The sequence below is a fragment of the Qipengyuania qiaonensis genome (assembly GCF_019711515.1).
Taxonomy (GTDB): Bacteria; Pseudomonadota; Alphaproteobacteria; order Sphingomonadales; family Sphingomonadaceae; genus Qipengyuania; species Qipengyuania qiaonensis.
The window spans coordinates 24,205-41,952 of the sequence record NZ_JAIGNO010000018.1 but is presented as its reverse complement, the minus strand read 5'-3'; the positions used below and the strand labels follow the sequence as shown (position 1 = coordinate 41,952).

The following is a 17,748-nucleotide window of genomic DNA, read 5'->3' as shown; positions in this document are numbered from 1 at the left end:
TTCGTCACTACGACGAAGCCCAAATCCTCCTTAAATCACAACCCCAAATCTGTGCCATAGGCGCTGACGGGGAACAAAGCCGAGCCGCGGAGGCTCAGGCGTTCTATGCAATCGTGTTCAAAAAATCTCCGTGTGCCCTGATGGGCTCCTGACGCTGTGAGGCATTAAGCTCGAAGGCGCAAGCCTCAGGCGACTTTCGAGCAACAGTCCCCAAATGCAGACAGTCCGCTACCCACCCTTCCCGGCCATTGCGCTTCACGCTCATGCTGACGTTTGTCGGTCAGAATACCACCGCCGGTTTATCCGCCTGACGAAATGGTGCGTTTGAAAAGCTTGGTGGTCGCGCCCTTGTACTCGCGCTCGGCGACTTCTCGAAAGCCTTGGCGCTCCGCTAACTCGATCGATCGGGTGTTTCCGGGGGCTATCATGCAGACCGTTTCGGGCATCGATCCTTGCGCGTCGCTCCAGGCCAGTACGGCTTCGATCGCCTCGCGCGCCAGCCCCTTGCCTTGCATGGCAGGTGACAGAGCCCATCCGCACTCGGGGAGTTGCGCGATCTCGGGCAGGTTCTCGCGCCTCCAGTCCGCGAAACCGACCTCGCCGACATAGGTATCGCTGCTTTGATCCCGGACCACCCAGTACCCGAACCTGTTCAATGCCCAGTGCCCGCGATAACGCAGGAGCCGCTGCCATACCTCCTCCGAAGACGAGGGCTTCCCGCCAATGTATTTGGCGACTTCGGGGTCGCTCCACATGGCGATCATGTCGTCGAGGTCGGAGACACCCGGGATATTGAAGCGCAATCGACTGGTTCCCGGATGGTCGAGCTCGGTTACTGCCACAGTCATTCTCCAAACCCTCTTTTGCAGAATTGCCTCACGCCATCCTTGCCGATGCTACAGGTTGAGCGCTCCCGTAGCATGTCGGAAGGAGGGTGTAACGAAAAGGCGATCAATGTCGTCGACCGAACGGTTGGATGGCCGGCTTCCCCATCCCTGACATGCGCATGATCAGCGTTTTCATTCAATCCGCTGCGCAGGAGAGGACCTTGACGACAGTCAAAGTCGATTCGATTCATCTGAGAGGCGCTAGCGCTTTCTCCGCTCCGATAGCAGTTTGCGACAAGCTGGAACGACTTGGTCGAACCGATCGATGAGCAGATCATGCGGAAGGCGGTCGACCGGAACGTGTGAATACCCGAACGTCACCAAGGCGATCGGGATCCCGGCCGCACGAGCGGCGCGAGCATCGGGTTCGGCATCACCGATCATGACTGAAGTCGTTGGGTCGCCGGACACGGCTTCGATGGCTTGAAGGACGTGCGCAGCGTCGGGTTTGGAGGCAGAGGTCAGGTCGGCCCCAACGACGCCCGCGAAGAATGATGATAGGTCGAGCGACGAGAGAACGAGTTTCGCGAGACCGGTCGTTTTGGTGGTGCATACGACCAGGCCTGCACCGGACTTCTGCAGACATTCTAGGGTTTCGCAAACCCCGGGAAACGCCTTGGTCAGATCAGACGGGTGCGCCTCGTAGTAGCTCAGAAATCGTGCGAACAACCGTTCGCATGGCTCCGTGCTCGGATCCCTTCCGTTCTGCTCTAAACCGTATCGTAGGAGCTGCCGGGCCCCGTTTGCGATCAGGGGCCGAGCCTCTCTCAGACGGATGGGATCGAGACCCTCTGACTCCAGCGAGAAATTTACCGCGGCGACGATGTTCGGAGCGGAATCGACGACGGTTCCATCGAGGTCCAGGACGATTGTCGCTCCGGCGAGAGCTGCAATGCCAGGCTTCTTGGAAATGTCTTGTTCGTATTGCACGATGACCTGCTGGCGCTTTCCTTCGACTGTTCCGGGACGGTGGCATAATCCTGAACCGAGGCCGTCGTGGCCAGGCCGCTTATGCAATCATATTGCGCCCATTATCGAACGAGTAAGTAGCAGCCCAGCATGAATTTCGAATCGGGTAACCCCATCGGGTAGGGGTGCCTAGCGAGATGTCGATTTCTGCCGGTCACGACCGGAAGACGAACAGTCCAGGCCCGGGAGAGTAAAGGCACATCCGAGCCGCTATAGATTGCGTTGCCGGAAATTCCATCGTGTGCAACGGGAGCATCGCGCTCCATTCCGTACGTCCGAGTTTCGCCGCCGGCACCGTGCAGGATCCACGTTTGGAGATGACCAGCATGGAGAAGCGTTAGAATGAACAGGAAGCGCTTCAGGGCAAACTATCTGACAGTGCTTCCACGATGCTCGGCCTTGGGAAGCGACGCTTTGTCCACACCTCGATCGAGATCCGTCCCGATGGAAAGCCAGTCATGAAGATCCTTATCACCGGCATGTCAGGGACCGGCAAGTCTACGGCTGTGAAGGCTCTGCGGGCCGCCGGTACGTGGGCTATCGATCTCGACGCCGATGGATACAGCGAGTGGCGGCCTTTTGAAGGTAATCCGACAGGGTCTCGCGACGGTTTCGATTGGGTCTGGAGCGAGGAGAAGCTCAGGAGCCTCCTTTCACAACCTTTCGAGGGTCCCCGCTATTTTGCGGGATGCGCGCCAAACATCGGCGACTTCCTGAACTGTTTCGATGAGGTGGTTTTGTTAAGCGCGCCCATCGAAACCATGCTCTTCCGCGTGGCTCGACGGACAGCGAATGAGTATGGGAAGTCGGGCGTCGAGAGCGCCCGTATCGTGGAGAACACGCGTAACGTGGAACCGCTGCTTAGATCATTGGCCACAGTGGAACTGGAAACTGATCGGCCCCTGGAGGAAGTGGTCGCAGATCTCCTTTCGCTGGCAAGAAACGAAGAAGAGCGCGAGAAAAGCGACAGTCATGGTTGACTGGAAAATAGTTGAAGGCTTCGCGCGGAAACTGAGCGGTTTCAGTGCTTTCATTTCCTCTAAGCGGAAGCCGACAGCCCGGTCCTGACCCGACTCTAGCCTATTACCAGGTCGAAGTTCGCGGTTGTGGCAAGCCGCGAGAAATACCACGCTTCCGCCTCATGCCACTGCCGCTCCCAAGGTCCGATTGAGCCTTCTCGTGCGATCAACCGCTGATGTCTCAGCTCGTCCGGAACCCTCAGCAATATCCTGACCTGCGTCAGGTCACATAGGTCAGGATGACCCGCGTAGACACCCTCTACGATAACGACATCTGCGGGAGATACGATCCTCGCGGGACTTTCCAGACTCCCGTCGAAGGCTTCCCAGTCGAATGGCCGGTAGGTCACTGACATGCCTGATCGCAGCTGCTGCAGCACTCCGATGAGTTTCGGCCGGTCGATGCACGCGTCCGCTCGCTGTTCGGCCGTGTCACCCCTGACCTCCACACCTCCAGCATAGAAGTCGTCACCTTCAACAACGACCGCACCGCTTTCTGCCGCCAGAGCGGCGGCGAATGTCGACTTGCCCACGCCGCTCCGACCATCGACCGCAACAATCACGCGGCTTGTTTGTCGCTTCGCCTGCTCGATCAATCGTATGGCATTGTTGCTGTTGGCATCCATACGGCCAAGTTAGAGACATCAGCCGAGCGTGCGCAATGGGTCGTTTCGAACCTAGCAATAGCTATGCGCGGATGGTCCGGGTTCGCAGCCTAGGGCCCCAAAAATCAGATATTCTGCTTACGGCCCAGTTTTGGTCATAACTAATTGCACGACGGCTCCCTAATCAGGTCGATCGATTCGATGCCCGTCAGACCGTGACATAAATGCGCAATCTACGTGCCCGCGTTTCCGCCCCACACAAGTAGCTGCCGCCGTCTCTACTACGCCGCCAACGAACTGTTGCGCGGAAGTTTTTTCTGCGTCTCTTGATGTGCCTCGACAGCCGGGCGGCGGTTCGCCCGGCACTATTGCAGGGGCCGAGCCTTGAGCGTCCATCCGATCCGATCCGAAGCCAATACACGCGGCGCGCGCATGCTCCGCACAGCGCTTGGCACGTCGATCGCCGCCTGGCTGGACGACCCCGCCGTGATTGAAGTGATGCTCAACCCGGACGGGTGTTTGTGGCTCGACCGGCTCGGTGAAGGTATCAGCGATACCGGCATGACGCTGCTAGCCGCCGACGGTGAACGCATCATTCGTCTGGTAGCGCATCATGTCGGGGTCGAAGTCCACTCTAAATCCCCACGCGTCTCCGCCGAACTTCCCGAGGGTGGCGAGCGGTTTGAAGGACTGCTGCCGCCGATCGTCGCTGCGCCCGCCTTCGCCATCCGCAAACCCGCCGTAGCAGTGTTCACGCTCGAAGATTACGCAACCGCTGGCATCATGTCGGCAACCGAGGCGGCGACGTTGCGCGAAGGCGTCGCGTCCCGCGCTAACATCCTCGTCGCGGGCGGCACCGGCAGCGGCAAGACCACGCTCGTCAATGCGCTGCTGGCCGAGGTGGCCAAGACCACCGATCGCATCGTCCTCATAGAAGACACCCGCGAGCTGCAATGCGCAGCACCTAACCTCGTCGCCATGCGGACCAAGGACGGCGTCGTCTCGCTGTCCGATCTGGTGCGCTCGTCGCTGCGGCTGCGGCCTGATCGTATCCCGATCGGCGAGGTTCGCGGCGCGGAAGCGCTCGATCTCCTGAAAGCCTGGGGTACCGGACATCCCGGCGGAATCGGCACGATCCACGCAGGGACCGCGCTCGGCGCGCTGCGGCGCATGGAACAGCTGATCCAGGAAGCGGTGGTCACGGTCCCGCGCGCTCTGCTCGCCGAAACCATCGATCTCGTCGCCGTGCTGGTCCGCGACGGTAGCGGCCGCCGCCTCACCGAACTGGCGCGCGTCGAAGGCCTTGATCCCGCTACCGCCGACTACCGCCTGACCTCACTCTCATCAACAATCCTTGGAGACCCCGAATGACCCATGCCCTTCGGCACGGCGCGAACCGCGTCATGCTCGCCGCCACCGTCGGCCTGATCGCGCTGATCCTTGCCCGACCGGCCCAGGCCGGCGGTTCGTCGATGCCCTGGGAAGCGCCGCTTCAGGCGATCCTCGAAAGCATCGAAGGTCCGGTGGCGAAGATTATCGCGGTGATGATCATCATCATCACCGGGCTGACTTTGGCGTTCGGTGATACCTCGGGCGGTGCGCGGCGGTTGATCCAGATCGTCTTCGGCCTGTCGATCGCGTTTGCCGCCTCGAGCTTCTTCCTCTCCTTTTTCAGCTTCGGCGGCGGAGCGCTGGTCTAATGGAAACGGGCGAACCGATCTCCGGCTTCTACGCGCCGGTCCACCGCGCGCTGACCGAGCCGATCCTCTTGGGCGGCGCGCCGCGTGCGCTCGCCATCGTCAATGGGACGCTGGCGGGCGCGATCGGGCTGGGCCTGCGGCTGTGGATCGCCGGCATCGTCATCTGGATCATCGGCCATGCGCTATCTGTCTGGGCCGCACAACACGATCCGCAATTCGTGGACGTCGCGCGGCGACACCTGCGCTTTCCGATCTGGATGCGGCCATGATGTCTCTGCGCGAGTACCGCTCCAAGGCGGCGCATCTTGCCGACTTCCTGCCCTGGGCCGCGCTAGTCGGCGAAGGCGTCGTCCTCAACAAGGACGGCTCGTTCCAGCGCACCGCACGCTTCCGCGGCCCCGATCTCGACAGCGCGACCCCCGCCGAGCTCGTCGCCACCACCGCGCGGCTCAACAACGCGCTGCGCCGCCTTGGCTCGGGCTGGGCGATCTTCGTCGAAGCACAGCGCGCGCCTGCGCTCGACTATCCAACGAACACCTTTCCCGATCCGGTCTCGGCGCTGGTCGATATGGAGCGGCGCGAGCAGTTCCGGGAAGAGGGATCGCATTTTGAGAGCCGGTATTTCCTGACGCTGCTCTGGATGCCGCCCGCCGAGGACGCCGCGCGCGCCGAGGGTTGGCTCTACGAGGGCCGCTCGACCAGCGGCGTCGATCCGTGGGAACTCTTGAAGGGCTTCACCGACCGCAGCGACCGCGTCCTCAATCTCGTCGAAGGCTTCGTGCCCGAGGTCCGCTGGTTAGGCGATGCCGAGACGCTGACCTATCTGCATTCCACGATCTCGACCCGCCGCCAGCGCGTGCGTGTGCCCGAGACACCGATGCATCTCGACGCGCTGCTTGCCGACGAGCCGCTGACCGGCGGGCTGGAACCGCGCCTTGGCGATCATCACCTGCGCACGCTCACCGTCACCGGCTTTCCGAGCGCGACCTTTCCCGGCCTGCTCGACGAACTCGACCGGCTCGCTTTTGAATATCGCTGGTCGACCCGCGCGATCATGCTCGACAAGTCGGATGCGACGAAGCTGCTGACCAAGATCAGGCGGCAGTGGTTCGCCAAGCGCAAATCGGTCGCGGCGATCCTCAAGGAGATCATGACCAACGAGGCCTCGACGCTGCTCGACAGCGACGCCTCGAACAAGGCTGCCGATGCCGACACCGCGCTCCAGGAACTCGGCGCAGACTATGCCGGCATGGCCTATGTCACCGCGAGCGTGACCGTATGGGACCGCGATCCCGCCATTGCTTCCGAGAAGCTGCGACTGGTCGAGAAGGTCATCCAGGGCCGCGACTTCACCGTCATCCCCGAAGGCATGAACGCGATCGAGGCGTGGCTGGGAAGCCTGCCCGGCCACACCTACGCCAATGTCCGCCAGCCCCCGATCTCGACCATCAATCTCGCCCACCTGATCCCCCTGTCGGCTGTATGGGCGGGACCGGAACGGGGCGGCCCCAGCAAGGATGGCAATTTCGGCGCTCCCCCCTTGCTCTACGGCAAGACCGAAGGCTCGACCCCGTTCCGGGTTTCCCTTCATGTAGGGGATGTCGGCCATACGCTGGTGGTCGGCCCGACCGGCGCGGGCAAGTCGGTGCTGCTCGCGCTCATGGCGTTGCAATTTCGCCGTTACGAGAATGCCCAGGTGTTCGCGTTCGATTTCGGCGGCAGCATTCGCGCTGCCGCGCTCGGCATGGGCGGCGACTGGCAGGATCTGGGCGGCATGCTCGCCGACGAGGCGGGCGAGGGCGTCCAGCTTCAACCGCTAGCGCGCATCGAAGATCCAGCCGAGCGGGCCTGGGCCGCTGAATGGCTCGCCGCGATCCTCACCGGCGAAGGCGTGGCGGTCGATCCGCAGGCCAAGGAGCATATCTGGTCCGCGCTCGGCTCGCTCGCGTCCGCGCCGATCAGCGAGCGCACGCTGACCGGGCTCGCCGTGCTGCTCCAGAGCCAGCATTTGAAACAGGCGTTGCAGCCTTATTGCATCGGCGGACCTTGGGGTCGGCTGCTCGATGCCGAGTCAGAGCATCTGGGCGAGGCATCCGTACAAGCCTTCGAGACTGAAGGTCTGGTCGACGCCGGATCGGCCGCGGCGGTGCTGTCGTATCTGTTCCACCGGATCGAAGGGCGGCTCGACAGTTCGCCCACGCTCATCATTATCGACGAGGGTTGGCTGGTGCTCGACAGCCCCGCCTTCGCCGCACAGCTTCGCGAATGGCTCAAGACTCTGCGCAAGAAGAATGCCAGCGTCGTCTTCGCCACCCAGAGTCTCGCCGATATCGAGACCTCGAGCATCGCGCCCGCGATCATCGAGTCCTGCCCGACGCGTATCTTCCTGCCGAACGAGCGCGCGCTAGAACCGCAGATCGCCGCCATCTACCAACGGTTCGGGCTGAACGCGCGCCAGATCGAGATCCTGAGCCGCGCGACCCCCAAGCGCGACTACTATTGCCAGTCGCGGCGCGGCAACCGGCTGTTCGAGCTGGGGCTGGGCGAGGTCGCACTGGCGTTCACCGCCGCCTCGTCGAAAACCGACCAACTCACCATCGCCGAGCTGATCGAGGTGCACGGCAAAGAGGCTTTCGCCGCCCAATGGCTGCGCCACCGCGGGCTTGCCTGGGCGATCGACCTCCTTCCCGCATCCGAACCTCCATCGCCGGCGCCCGACCGGGAAGACGCGCGCCTGCCTTCCGAAAAGGAACTATAGATATGACCCAGCCCCTCTTGCGCCGCGCCATGATGGCCGGCGTGCTTGCCACCACCAGCATGCTCGGCGTCGCCGCCATGAATACGCCCGCGCAGGCGCAGATGATCGTCAAGGATCCGACCAATTACGCGCAGAACGTGCTCCAGGCCGCCCGCGCGCTCGAACAGATAAACAACCAGATTGCGAGCCTCCAGAATGAGGCGCAATCGCTCCTCAACGAAGCGCGCAACCTGACCTCGCTGCCGCTCAATCAGCTTCAGGAAGTGCAGGCGCAGTTCCAGCGCACCCAGCAATTGCTCGGCCAAGCGCAGCGGCTCGCCTACGATGTCCAGCAGATCGATCAGGCGTTCGCGCAAAACTATCGCGGCACCAACCGGTCCGGCTCCGATCGCCAGCTCGTGACCGACGCACAATCACGCTGGCAGACCAGCGTCGCGGCCTTCGAGGATGCGCTGAAGATTCAGGCGGGCGTCGTTGGAAATATCGATGGCTCGCGCGCCAGCTTGGAACGGCTCGTCACCGCCAGCCAGTCGGCGACCGGCGCGCTCCAGGCCGCGCAGGCGGGGAACCAGCTCGTCGCGCTGCAGTCGCAGCAGCTTGCGGACCTCACGGCGCTGATCGCGGCGCAGGGCCGGGCTCAATCGCTCGACATGGCCGAGCGCGCCGCCGCCAAGGCGCAGGCGCGCGAGCAGCTGCGCCGCTTCCTCACCCCGCGCGTCGGCTACGAGCCCGGCAACGCGCGCATGTTCCGCGACTGAGAACACCCGTGGAACCCAAGAGCCTCGCGCGCATCGGCGCTATCGGGTTCGTCGCGATCGCGGTCACCATGACCGCGATCGAGATGAGCCGCGCACCCGAACCGGTGCGCGAAGAGCCTTCCTTCGTGATCGAACCCGCCGGGACCGATCCGCTGCTCGCCGAACTGCGCCGCTGCCAGGCGCTCGGCGCGGCGGGTGCGGAGGACCGCGATTGCCTTGCCGCCTGGGCCGAGAACCGGCGGCGGTTCTTCGATGGCAGAGTGCGGACGGTGGCACCCGCCGATCAACTCGCGACCGAGGAGAACTGACATGGGCGGCACCGGCGTCGTCGATCGCTTCCTCGATGTCTTCACCCGCTATATCGACAGCGGGTTCGGTCTGCTCGGCGGCGAGGTCGCGTTCATCGCGACCACGCTGATCGTCATCGACGTGACGCTCGCCGCGCTGTTCTGGACCTGGGGTGCGGACGACGACATTCTCGCCCGGCTCATCAAGAAGACGCTCTTCATCGGCATCTTCGCCTATATCATCTCCAACTGGAACGCGCTCGCGCGCATCGTCTTCGAAAGCTTCGCCGGGCTCGGCCTGCAAGCCTCGGGCACCGGGTTCACTGCCGCCGAACTGCTCCAGCCCGGCCGCGTCGCGCAGGTCGGTCTGGAAGCCGGGCAGCCGATCCTCGAATCGATCTCCGAGCTGATGGGCTACGTCGCCTTCTTCGAGAACTTCATCCAGATCGCGGTGCTGCTGATCGCCTGGCTGTTCGTCATCCTCGCCTTCTTCATCCTTGCGATCCAGCTCTTCATCACGCTGATCGAGTTCAAGCTGGCAACGCTCGCAGGCTTCGTGCTCATCCCCTTCGGACTGTTCGGCAAGACCGCCTTCATGGCCGAGCGCGTGCTGGGCCTCGTCGTCTCCTCGGGCGTCAAGGTACTGGTGCTCGCGGTCATCGTCGGCATCGGCTCGACTTTGTTCGAGGAGTTTCGCGCCGGGTTCGGCGGCCAGCAGCCGACGATCGAGGACGCGATGACCATCGTGCTCGCCTCGCTCTGCCTGCTCGGTCTCGGCATTTTCGGCCCGTCGATCGCCAACGGCATCGTCTCGGGCGGCCCGGCGCTCGGCGCAGGCGCTGCCGCTGGGACGGCGCTCGCGGCGGGCGGGGTGGTGGTCGGCGGCGCCGCTGCGGCCACGCTTGGCACCGGCGCTGCATTAGGCGCTGCCGCCGGAGCCGCGAAGGGAACCGCGTTCGCCGCGGGCGGAGCGCGCAGCGCCTACGCGCTCGGATCGGCCGGGAAGAGCGGTGGTGCGGCGGTGGCGGGCGGGGCCGCAGGAGTCGGCAAGGCCACGCTCGGCGCGGCTACCTCGCCGCTGCGCAAGGCCGCCTCGTCCCTCAAGGACAACTACCGATCGGGCGGCCGCGCGGGCGCTACCGCCGCTGGCGCCACGTTCTCCGGAAGCGCGCCCGCAACTGCATCTGCGCCCGACGGTCAGCCTGCCTGGGCGTCCGCGATGAAACGCCGTCAGACCATGTCCCACGGCGCGACCGTCGCCGCCCATACGCTGCGCTCGGGCGACGGCGGGGGCGGCGGCGCCTCGGTCGATGTCAGAGAGAAGGATTGAAGCAATGTTTCGACGACCCTCCATCCGCTACGGCCAGACGCCCGAACCGGTGACCCCCTACCAGCGCGCGGCACAGGCCTGGGACGACCGCATCGGTTCGGCGCGCGTGCAGGCGAAGAACTGGCGGCTCGCCTTCTTCGGGACGCTTGCGCTGTCGGGCGCGCTCGCGGGCGGTCTGGTCTGGCAATCGGCGCGCGGCCATATCGTCCCCTGGGTGGTCGAGGTCGATGCGCTAGGCGAGGCTCAGGCCGTCGCGCCTGCCGAAGCCGGTTACAGTCCGACCGATCCGCAGATCGCGTTCCATCTCGCGCGCTTCATCGAACAGGTGCGCTCGGTTCCCGCCGATCCTGTGATCGTGCGGCAGAACTGGCTGCGCGCCTACGACTTTACCACCGATCGCGGCGCGCTGGCATTGAACGATTACGCGCGCGCCAACGACCCCTTCGCCGAGGTCGGCCGGGTGCAGGTCGCGGTCGAGGTATCGAGCGTCATCCGCGCCTCACCCGACAGCTTCCGCGTCGCCTGGACCGAGCGCCGATATCAGGATGGCAGTCTCACCGCGACCGAACGCTGGTCGGCGATCCTCACCATCACCGTGCAGCCGCCGCGCACCCCAGACGGCCTGCGCGCCAACCCGCTCGGCATATTCGTCAATGCTCTCAACTGGTCGAAGGAGCTGTCGCAATGACATCGCCATACACTCACCGCGCCGCTGTAGCAGCGATGCTCGCCTCCGCCGTCGCCCTCGCTGGCTGTGCCACCACATCCGATCTTCCGGATTTCGCCTACGACGATCCGCCACGCGAAATCGCTGCAACGCTCTCTCCCGAGCCGCCGCACCCGGTCCAAGTGGTGGCGATCCCCGAACCGCTGCCGCTGCCCGGCCAGCTGAAGTCTGTATCGGATGACGAGGCCAATGCGGAACTCGCGGATCCGCGCCGCCGCATCGGTGATGCCAACGACGCAGCGCGCGTGCAGCCCGTGCGCGACGGGTTCTTGAACGCCATCCAACGCTATCCCTGGACCGACGGCGCGCTCTACCAGATCTATACAGCACCCGGGCAGGTGACCGACATCGCATTGCAGGAAGGCGAGCAGCTCGTTGGCCCAGGTCCGGTCGCGGCGGGAGACACCGTACGCTGGATCATCGGCGATACGGTCAGCAGGAGCGGGCCTAGCGCCCGCGTCCATATCTTGGTCAAGCCGACCCGGCCGGATCTTTCAACCAATCTCGTCATCAACACTGATCGGCGCACTTATCATCTCGAACTGCACGCAACCCCGTCAACCTACATGGCCTCGGTCTCCTGGACTTATCCGCAGGACGAGTTGATCGCATTGCGCGGCGTCAATGCGGCAGCGGCTTCCGCCGCGCCGGTGGCAAGCGGGGTCGATCTCGCTTCGCTCAATTTCCGCTACCGGATCGAAGGCGACCGCGTGCCGTGGCAGCCCGTGCGCGCGTTCGATGACGGGCGGCAGGTGTTCATCGAGTTTCCGGCCGGGATCGCGCAGGGCGAGATGCCGCCGCTTTTCGTAACCGGTGCGACGGGCGACGCCGAACTCGTCAATTACCGCGTCCAAGGGCGATACATGGTCGTCGACCGCCTGTTCGCCGTCGCCGAACTGCGCTTGGGCGACCGGCGCAGCGAAAAGCGTGTACGGATAATCCGCGACGACGGGCGGGAGCGTGGGCGATGAGCAACGATCCTAAAAAAGTCGCTGCCGAACCGGATGAGGCGGATGAGCTGGATCAATCGCACGAAGTCCCGCCACGCACACCTTCCGACCCGCAGCCGTTCCAGTTGCGCGGCGACGCGCCGAGGGTCGTGCGCCTGTCGCGCAAGGCGCTGGCCGTCATCGGCGGCATCGCCGGTCTCGGTATCGGCGGCGCGCTGATCTACGCGCTGCTCCCGTCCGAAGACCGCGCGTCGGAGGAACTCTTCAACACTGAGAGCCGCTCGGAAGCCGAGACCATCACCTCCGGGCCGCGCGACTATGCCGACGTGCCGCAATTGGGTCCGCCTCTTCCCGGCGATCTCGGCGGGCCGATCGTCGCGGCTCAGGAACGCGGAGAAGACGTGCCGCTGCCGCCGATCGGCGCCAAAGCTAAGCCGCCGGATCCGCGCGTCCAGGCCGCCGAGGCCGCACGTCAGCGCGCCGAGCAGGAGCGCGATGCCGCGCGAACGAGCAACGTGTTCCTTGGTGGAAGCGGTGGTGGTGGGACTGGCGCTTCGGTAGCCATTCCTTCGCTCCCGAGCCTCGCTCCTTTCCCGACCACCCCTGATGCCGATCCGCAGTCGGCTCCGGCGGCCGAGAGCGGTCAGGATCAACGACGCGCCTTTCTCGAACGTGCGTCCGACCGGCGCACGGCCAGTGCCGAGAGGCTAACGGCGCCCGTATCGCCCAACATCCTGCAAGCGGGCAGCATCATCCCGGCCGCGCTTATAACCGGCATCCGCTCCGACCTCCCCGGACAAATCACCGCGCAGGTGACCGCCAATGTCTATGATAGCCCGACCGGCCGCATCCTGCTCATTCCGCAAGGTTCGCGGCTGATCGGCGAATATGACAGCGACATCGCCGCCGGTCAGACCCGCGTGCTGCTTGCTTGGGACCGGCTGATCCTGCCCGGCGGCCGTTCGATCGCGCTCGACCGCCAGCCTTCCGGCGATGGTGCCGGGTTCGCGGGCCTACAGGATCGTGTCGATCAGCATTGGGGCAATCTGCTTCGGGCGGCGGCGGTCTCGACGTTGCTGGGCTTGGGTGTCGAACTCGGCGCGGATGGCGAGGACGATCTCATCAGCGCGTTGCGCCGCGGCAGTCAGGATACGATCAACCAGGCCGGGCAGCGGATCGTCGACCGCCAGCTCAAAGTGCAGCCGACGCTCACCATCCGGCCCGGCCATCCGCTTCGCGTGATCTTGACGCGCGACCTGATTCTCGAACCTCTCGGAGGCGCGCGATGACCAAGCTCAAACTCGGGCCGCTGGTCGACGACAAGCCAGCGAAGCTTACGATCGAATTGCCCGCTGTAGTATATCGCGATCTTGTCGCCTACGCGGCTGCGCTCGCGGCCGAGACTGGCGGCGATCCGGTCCCACCGGAAAAGCTCATTGCGCCGATGCTCGCGCGATTCATGGCGACCGATCGCGGATTCGCGAAACACCGGCGCGCGGCGAAGGCCGAACCATTACGCGTGTAGTCACTGACCCAGAAAGCGCTGTCGTCTCTCATCCGCCTCAACTCTTATGATCGCCTCTTCGGCCTTGGCGCATTCGGCGCCGCGGACCGAGCCGCTGCGGCAGCCCTCGACTACATGTCGGGCTTCCTCGACATTGGCTTCGAAATACTGGATGCCTCGCGCTTCAAGGGATTGCGCTGCGGGAACCGACGACGCGACCGAAGATGCGCCAGGCGGAGCGATGACCGGTCGCAGCACGAACCCGGCACCAAACCCGATTAATAGAACAACGAGCATGATGATCACGGTCTTGCCTTGCGTCATGGCACCTCCCCCATTGGCGGATTGCTATCCGTCGTTATCGCGCCGATTTCAAAAGACAGCGCGTAGCGATTGCGGACGAAAGCGAGAAAACGTTTGAGCGCGGGATTGACGTTGTCCTCGCGCCAGTAACCTGAATAAGCAATCAGCGCCGGACCCTGTTCGCCATGAACCGGCCGATAGACGACATCGGGATAGCGCGCCCCGGTCGTGCCTTCGCAGGCCAGTGTGAGCAGTCCGGTTGCGCCGATCAGGCTGAGTATCGTCTCGCGGCTCACGCAATGAAACTGGACATCCGGTCGTGCGCCCGATTGCCAGAGCCGCCCGATCAGCAGGTCGCGAATGTCCGGACCGGGATCGGCGGTCGGCACTACGAAGCGCTCATCACGCAAATCGGTCCAATTAAGGATCTCGCGCTCCGAAAGCACATGGCTCTGCGACAACGCAACGAACACATGCTCGCTCCAGAAGGAAGCATGGCGATAATCGTCGCTGGCGATCTCGCCCATCAGGATCGCGATATCGATCTCACCGCTGTCTAGCCTTGCGAAAAGCGCGCTGCGATCCGCTTCGGCGCCACGGATTTCCACATCTGGGTTCTCCCTCCTCGCGGCGACCAGTGTTGCGCGCAGATTGCCCGCCGAGACCGAGCCGTTGAATCCGATGGTGAGACCTCCCGCACGGCCTTTCCCCGCAGCTCGCGTAGTCGCGATCATGCGGTCCGCATTGGCGACCATCGGGCGCGCGTTACGCAAAAACTGCTGACCGATCGGCGTGATGGTCACTCCAGCACGCGTACGGGCGAACAGATCGCTGCCGAGCGAGCGTTCGAGCTTTAAAATAGAACGGCTGAGTGTCGATTGCTCGACATCGAGCGCGCGCGCCGCGCGATAGAAGCTGCCATGATCCGCCGCTGCGATTGCAAAGCGTAATTGGCGGATATCGAAAGGCATTCATTTTTCCAAACCACTAAACAGCAGCGTAGCCTCACTGCTGATGACCCCCCTATGTACTATCGGATCACCACATGATGAGGTCCATGTACGGTTGGAATTACGTTGACACCCTCAAGACCAACTCCTGACGGCGATTGGCTGATGCCAAAAACAAAGATAGCTCCGCCCTCTGCACTGGTTCGTTCAAAGGCAGTAACCAGCAGATGTCGGCCTGTCCTATCAAACGCAGCTCCTTCGGGAAGAAGCCCGGGAAACTCGCGACGGTCCCTCCTGGTCAATAATCCTGTGAAAGGATCGATAGAAAACAGGATGACGCTGGCGTTCGGCGTATTCCGATCAGAACTCTTCGGAAAAGGTGTACCCCGCATGCTGATCGCGGCTACCAGATTGCCGTCCGGACTCACCGCGATCCCCTCGGAAGACAGATCGGTCTCGGGGCCCGGCAAATAGGTATGGCGATCACTCTCAGATCGCGCGACGCGAACGACACCTATCCGTGAGGGCCACGTCGGCAGGCGACCGGCGAGATCGTCGGCATCGAGATCGCGGCCCCACTCGAGCGTAAGGAAATGTCGGCCATCGGGTGTGAAGCGCCCCGTGAAAGGATCGCTGCCGACATCGACCGGCGGACCCCAAGGTTCGACACGCGCACCGTTCACCGTCTCGAACGTCCGCAGCATGACGACTCTGTCCAGCGTGTTGATGGTCACGGCGAGGTTCCGGGTGCCCGGTTGCCAGAAGACGGCACTCGCCATCGGCGTTCCCGTACCGGTTGGGGAATTTCGCAGCGCTAGGTCGGCGAGCGGGACAACGGTCGGGTCTTCGAAACGCGTTCCATCGACCGGAACAAGATGAAGCAGTGGCCGACCGATGGCGTTCGAAACGACCGCGATCATGCGTCCGTCGTCGCTGAGGTCGATGGCTTCGAGATTGCCCTCGATGCGCATGGTCGAGGTCACAGGCCCGTCGGCTGCGAGGTCAACCGCGGTCAGGAGGCCGCCGGGCGGAAGGTCCCCAATTTCGGTCATGCGCGCGTCACGCTTGCCAAGGCGTTCGACGACATATGCGTACCGGCCGTCAGGAGATACCGCGAGCACTTCGGGAGGACTGGTTACCGAGTTGCTGACAGCGAATGAGCGCGGCGTGGATGAACTGCGTTCCCAAACCAGAAGCCGATCGGCGAACAACGCATCATCCGCGGACAGTTTGCCGTCGAAGTAGCTCGACGCGCGAAAATCGCCGTCCGCAATAGCGACCACCCGATCGGCATCAATCCCAGCCAACGGGCTTTGGGAGGTGGTCTGCGTACAAGCGGTCGAAGCCAACGAGATCAGGGCGGCCGCGATAAGTCTACGCGAAACATTGTCTCCCGGCATACTCACGACCGTCGTCCTATCCAGTCCGAAATCTCCGTGAGGCAGTCCATCTTGAGCGGTTCGGCCAACAATTCGTCGAACCGCGCCGCCAGGGCCTTCGAGTGCAGCTGCTCGAAATGGCGGTCGAGCGCTGCCTGGTCGGCCCAGTTCTCGTACAGCATAAACCGGTCGGGATTTCCGGCATCGACATGCAGATCGTAGTTGATGCAGCCCGGCTCCTGCCGGCTCGCCGCGACGACGGGTTCCAATGCCTCGCGCAGTTCACCGCCCAGACCCGGTTTGGCCTGAAGTGTACCGATGATCGTCAATGCGGGAGTGTCCGGGTTGCGGGCGGGTAGAAGTTCCAGCTCCCGCTCTGCAAAGACCGCCTCCGCAGCCGCCATCGCCTTTTGGACGCGCGGAAACCCTACGTATGGGAGCATGTGCAGCAATGCTTCGACGACCTCGCGCGGCGAGGCGCCCACATTGAGCGCGGCGTTTACATGGACGTTGAGCGGGACGGCATCGACTGTGCGCCCGGTCGCCGCGAGTGCCGCGACGGTCGTCAGTTCGCGCAACTTGAAATCGAGCCCCGGGCGCGAGAACACGTCGCCATAGGCGAACTCGAGAATGTAGTGTCCGAGGTCGGGCGCGATGTCGTCGAAACTCGAGACGACCGCCTGACCCGAGGACTGGCTGATCTCGTCGAGCGCCTGCTGACCTTTCTCGAGCCGCTCGGCATCGCTCGGTGCGGCTACCGCGTCCTCGCTGCGCGGCACGGCCCGTTCGGGCACACGCTCGACGGGACGCGCGAGACCCGCCAGCGCGGGCTCGACAGCGCCCAAGAGCGGCGTGACCCCGACCCAATGGGCGGTCTCGGCCATCGCCTCGACGAGCGCTTCACGCGACCAACCCGCCCGCCGAGAGGCCGCGACGTGATAGGTAAGCGCATCGTCCTGACCGCCAAGCGCGGTTAGCATGGCGAGCGTGGCGATCTGGCGGTCCCGCAAATTTAGCGCGGGCCGGTTGAGAATCTCTCCATGCGCGAACGAGACCGTGAGCGGCGCGACTTCCGAGGACGAGGCGGCCCATTGGCGTGCCGCCTCCTCGCCGCCGGTCTGCCGGAGGTTCGCGAGACCCAGAGCGCGGTCGTTGCCTTCGGGCCGCCCGGAGGTGGGTCGGTGGGCTGCGTTGGTCGCTCCGAACACCGATTTGCTTCGCTGCAGCGCTTCCTGCGCCGCCGGGAAACCGGCATAGACCGCCACGAGATAGCCGATCTCGACGATCTGGCTCGTGGTGACGCCGGCGGCGAGCGCACCTCGTACACGCGCCTCGAACGAAGTCGCTTCGCCGCCCCGTGCCGCGAGCGCGGCGAGCCCTACGAGCGCGCGCGACCGGTCATCGAGGTCGCCAGTTCCCGCGGCGACCGCCGCCTCGAACCGGGCGGGGAGATCGGGATCGAGGCGCGCGAGCGTCGCACGGCTTTGCGGATCGAGCCCGGAGCCGCTTGCCGTCATGGTCATTCCGGTCTCCTGCGCGCGCACGGCGAACGGCAGGGTACCCGCCGCGGCGCCCGCCGCCAGCACGGCGCGGCGCGCGATGCCGTTTTGCTCCGTGTCCAT

At 64.2% G+C, this 17,748-nt stretch carries 19 protein-coding genes; 12 read left to right on the top strand and 7 right to left on the bottom strand.

Translation table 11 applies throughout. The features are described 5' to 3' along the window. Positions 1-299: 299 nt before the first annotated feature. Both K3174_RS16085 and K3174_RS16080 read right to left on the bottom strand, forming a co-directional pair. Positions 300-842, bottom strand: a complete 543-nt coding sequence (locus K3174_RS16085) for a GNAT family N-acetyltransferase (protein ID WP_221560460.1) — start codon at positions 840-842, stop codon at positions 300-302. Positions 843-1,088: 246 nt separating this feature from the next. Continuing rightward, positions 1,089-1,817 (bottom strand): HAD-IA family hydrolase, encoded by a 729-nt coding sequence (locus tag K3174_RS16080; RefSeq protein WP_221560459.1) that lies wholly within the window; start codon positions 1,815-1,817, stop codon positions 1,089-1,091. A 497-nt stretch (positions 1,818-2,314) separates the two neighbouring features. On the opposite strand from K3174_RS16080, the gene K3174_RS16075 reads away from it, so the two are divergent. Continuing rightward, the gene (locus tag K3174_RS16075; RefSeq protein ID WP_221560458.1) at positions 2,315-2,836 is read left to right on the top strand and encodes an AAA family ATPase; all 522 of its coding nucleotides are present in this window, start codon (positions 2,315-2,317) and stop codon (positions 2,834-2,836) included. Positions 2,837-2,931: 95 nt separating this feature from the next. On the opposite strand, the gene K3174_RS16070 is transcribed toward K3174_RS16075, so the two are convergent. Continuing rightward, on the bottom strand, positions 2,932-3,501 hold the full coding sequence (locus K3174_RS16070) for a uridine kinase family protein (protein WP_221560457.1): 570 nt from the start codon (positions 3,499-3,501) through the stop codon (positions 2,932-2,934). A 363-nt stretch (positions 3,502-3,864) separates the two neighbouring features. Between K3174_RS16070 and trbB the strand changes: the two genes are divergently transcribed. From trbB to K3174_RS16015, 11 genes are read left to right on the top strand one after another with little or no spacing between them, the layout of a single operon-like run. Next, positions 3,865-4,851: a P-type conjugative transfer ATPase TrbB gene (gene trbB, locus K3174_RS16065; RefSeq protein WP_221560456.1), complete on the top strand. Its 987-nt coding sequence runs from the start codon at positions 3,865-3,867 to the stop codon at positions 4,849-4,851. Then, complete coding sequence (locus tag K3174_RS16060) at positions 4,848-5,180, top strand: TrbC/VirB2 family type IV secretion system protein (RefSeq protein ID WP_221560455.1); 333 nt, start codon at positions 4,848-4,850, stop codon at positions 5,178-5,180. Before trbB ends, K3174_RS16060 begins: the two co-directional genes overlap by 4 nt. Beyond that, complete coding sequence (locus tag K3174_RS16055) at positions 5,180-5,449, top strand: VirB3 family type IV secretion system protein (RefSeq protein WP_221560454.1); 270 nt, start codon at positions 5,180-5,182, stop codon at positions 5,447-5,449. The genes K3174_RS16060 and K3174_RS16055 overlap by 1 nt, the downstream gene beginning before the upstream one ends. Beyond that, positions 5,446-7,938 (top strand): conjugal transfer protein TrbE, encoded by a 2,493-nt coding sequence (trbE, locus tag K3174_RS16050; RefSeq protein ID WP_221560453.1) that lies wholly within the window; start codon positions 5,446-5,448, stop codon positions 7,936-7,938. Before K3174_RS16055 ends, trbE begins: the two co-directional genes overlap by 4 nt. 2 nt (positions 7,939-7,940) lie before the next feature. Continuing rightward, positions 7,941-8,696: a P-type conjugative transfer protein TrbJ gene (gene trbJ, locus K3174_RS16045; RefSeq protein WP_221560452.1), complete on the top strand. Its 756-nt coding sequence runs from the start codon at positions 7,941-7,943 to the stop codon at positions 8,694-8,696. Positions 8,697-8,704: 8 nt separating this feature from the next. Beyond that, on the top strand, positions 8,705-9,004 hold the full coding sequence (gene trbK-alt, locus K3174_RS16040) for a putative entry exclusion protein TrbK-alt (protein ID WP_221560451.1): 300 nt from the start codon (positions 8,705-8,707) through the stop codon (positions 9,002-9,004). 1 nt (position 9,005) lies between these two features. Next, positions 9,006-10,313: a P-type conjugative transfer protein TrbL gene (gene trbL / locus K3174_RS16035; protein WP_221560450.1), complete on the top strand. Its 1,308-nt coding sequence runs from the start codon at positions 9,006-9,008 to the stop codon at positions 10,311-10,313. Between the two features lie 4 nt (positions 10,314-10,317). Further along, on the top strand, positions 10,318-11,001 hold the full coding sequence (gene trbF, locus K3174_RS16030; protein WP_221560449.1) for a conjugal transfer protein TrbF: 684 nt from the start codon (positions 10,318-10,320) through the stop codon (positions 10,999-11,001). After that, a complete protein-coding gene (gene trbG, locus K3174_RS16025; protein WP_221560448.1) occupies positions 10,998-12,011 on the top strand; it encodes a P-type conjugative transfer protein TrbG in 1,014 nt (337 codons plus the stop codon). Before trbF ends, trbG begins: the two co-directional genes overlap by 4 nt. Further along, positions 12,008-13,279: a TraB/TrbI/VirB10 family type IV secretion system protein gene (locus K3174_RS16020; RefSeq protein WP_221560447.1), complete on the top strand. Its 1,272-nt coding sequence runs from the start codon at positions 12,008-12,010 to the stop codon at positions 13,277-13,279. Before trbG ends, K3174_RS16020 begins: the two co-directional genes overlap by 4 nt. Then, on the top strand, positions 13,276-13,515 hold the full coding sequence (locus tag K3174_RS16015) for a DUF2274 domain-containing protein (RefSeq protein WP_221560446.1): 240 nt from the start codon (positions 13,276-13,278) through the stop codon (positions 13,513-13,515). Before K3174_RS16020 ends, K3174_RS16015 begins: the two co-directional genes overlap by 4 nt. Here K3174_RS16015 and K3174_RS16010 read toward each other — a convergent pair whose 3' ends face one another. The 4 genes from K3174_RS16010 to K3174_RS15995 are packed head-to-tail and all read right to left on the bottom strand — an operon-like array spanning position 13,516 to position 17,748. After that, positions 13,516-13,818 carry a hypothetical protein gene (locus tag K3174_RS16010; RefSeq protein ID WP_221560445.1) on the bottom strand — a complete coding sequence of 101 codons (303 nt, stop codon included), beginning with the start codon at positions 13,816-13,818 and terminating at the stop codon, positions 13,516-13,518. Next, positions 13,815-14,768, bottom strand: a complete 954-nt coding sequence (locus tag K3174_RS16005) for a LysR family transcriptional regulator (protein WP_221560444.1) — start codon at positions 14,766-14,768, stop codon at positions 13,815-13,817. The genes K3174_RS16010 and K3174_RS16005 overlap by 4 nt, the downstream gene beginning before the upstream one ends. Positions 14,769-14,827: 59 nt before the next feature. Beyond that, positions 14,828-16,153 (bottom strand): lactonase family protein, encoded by a 1,326-nt coding sequence (locus tag K3174_RS16000; RefSeq protein ID WP_221560443.1) that lies wholly within the window; start codon positions 16,151-16,153, stop codon positions 14,828-14,830. Beyond that, complete coding sequence (locus K3174_RS15995; RefSeq protein WP_221560442.1) at positions 16,150-17,748, bottom strand: carboxymuconolactone decarboxylase family protein; 1,599 nt, start codon at positions 17,746-17,748, stop codon at positions 16,150-16,152. Before K3174_RS15995 ends, K3174_RS16000 begins: the two co-directional genes overlap by 4 nt.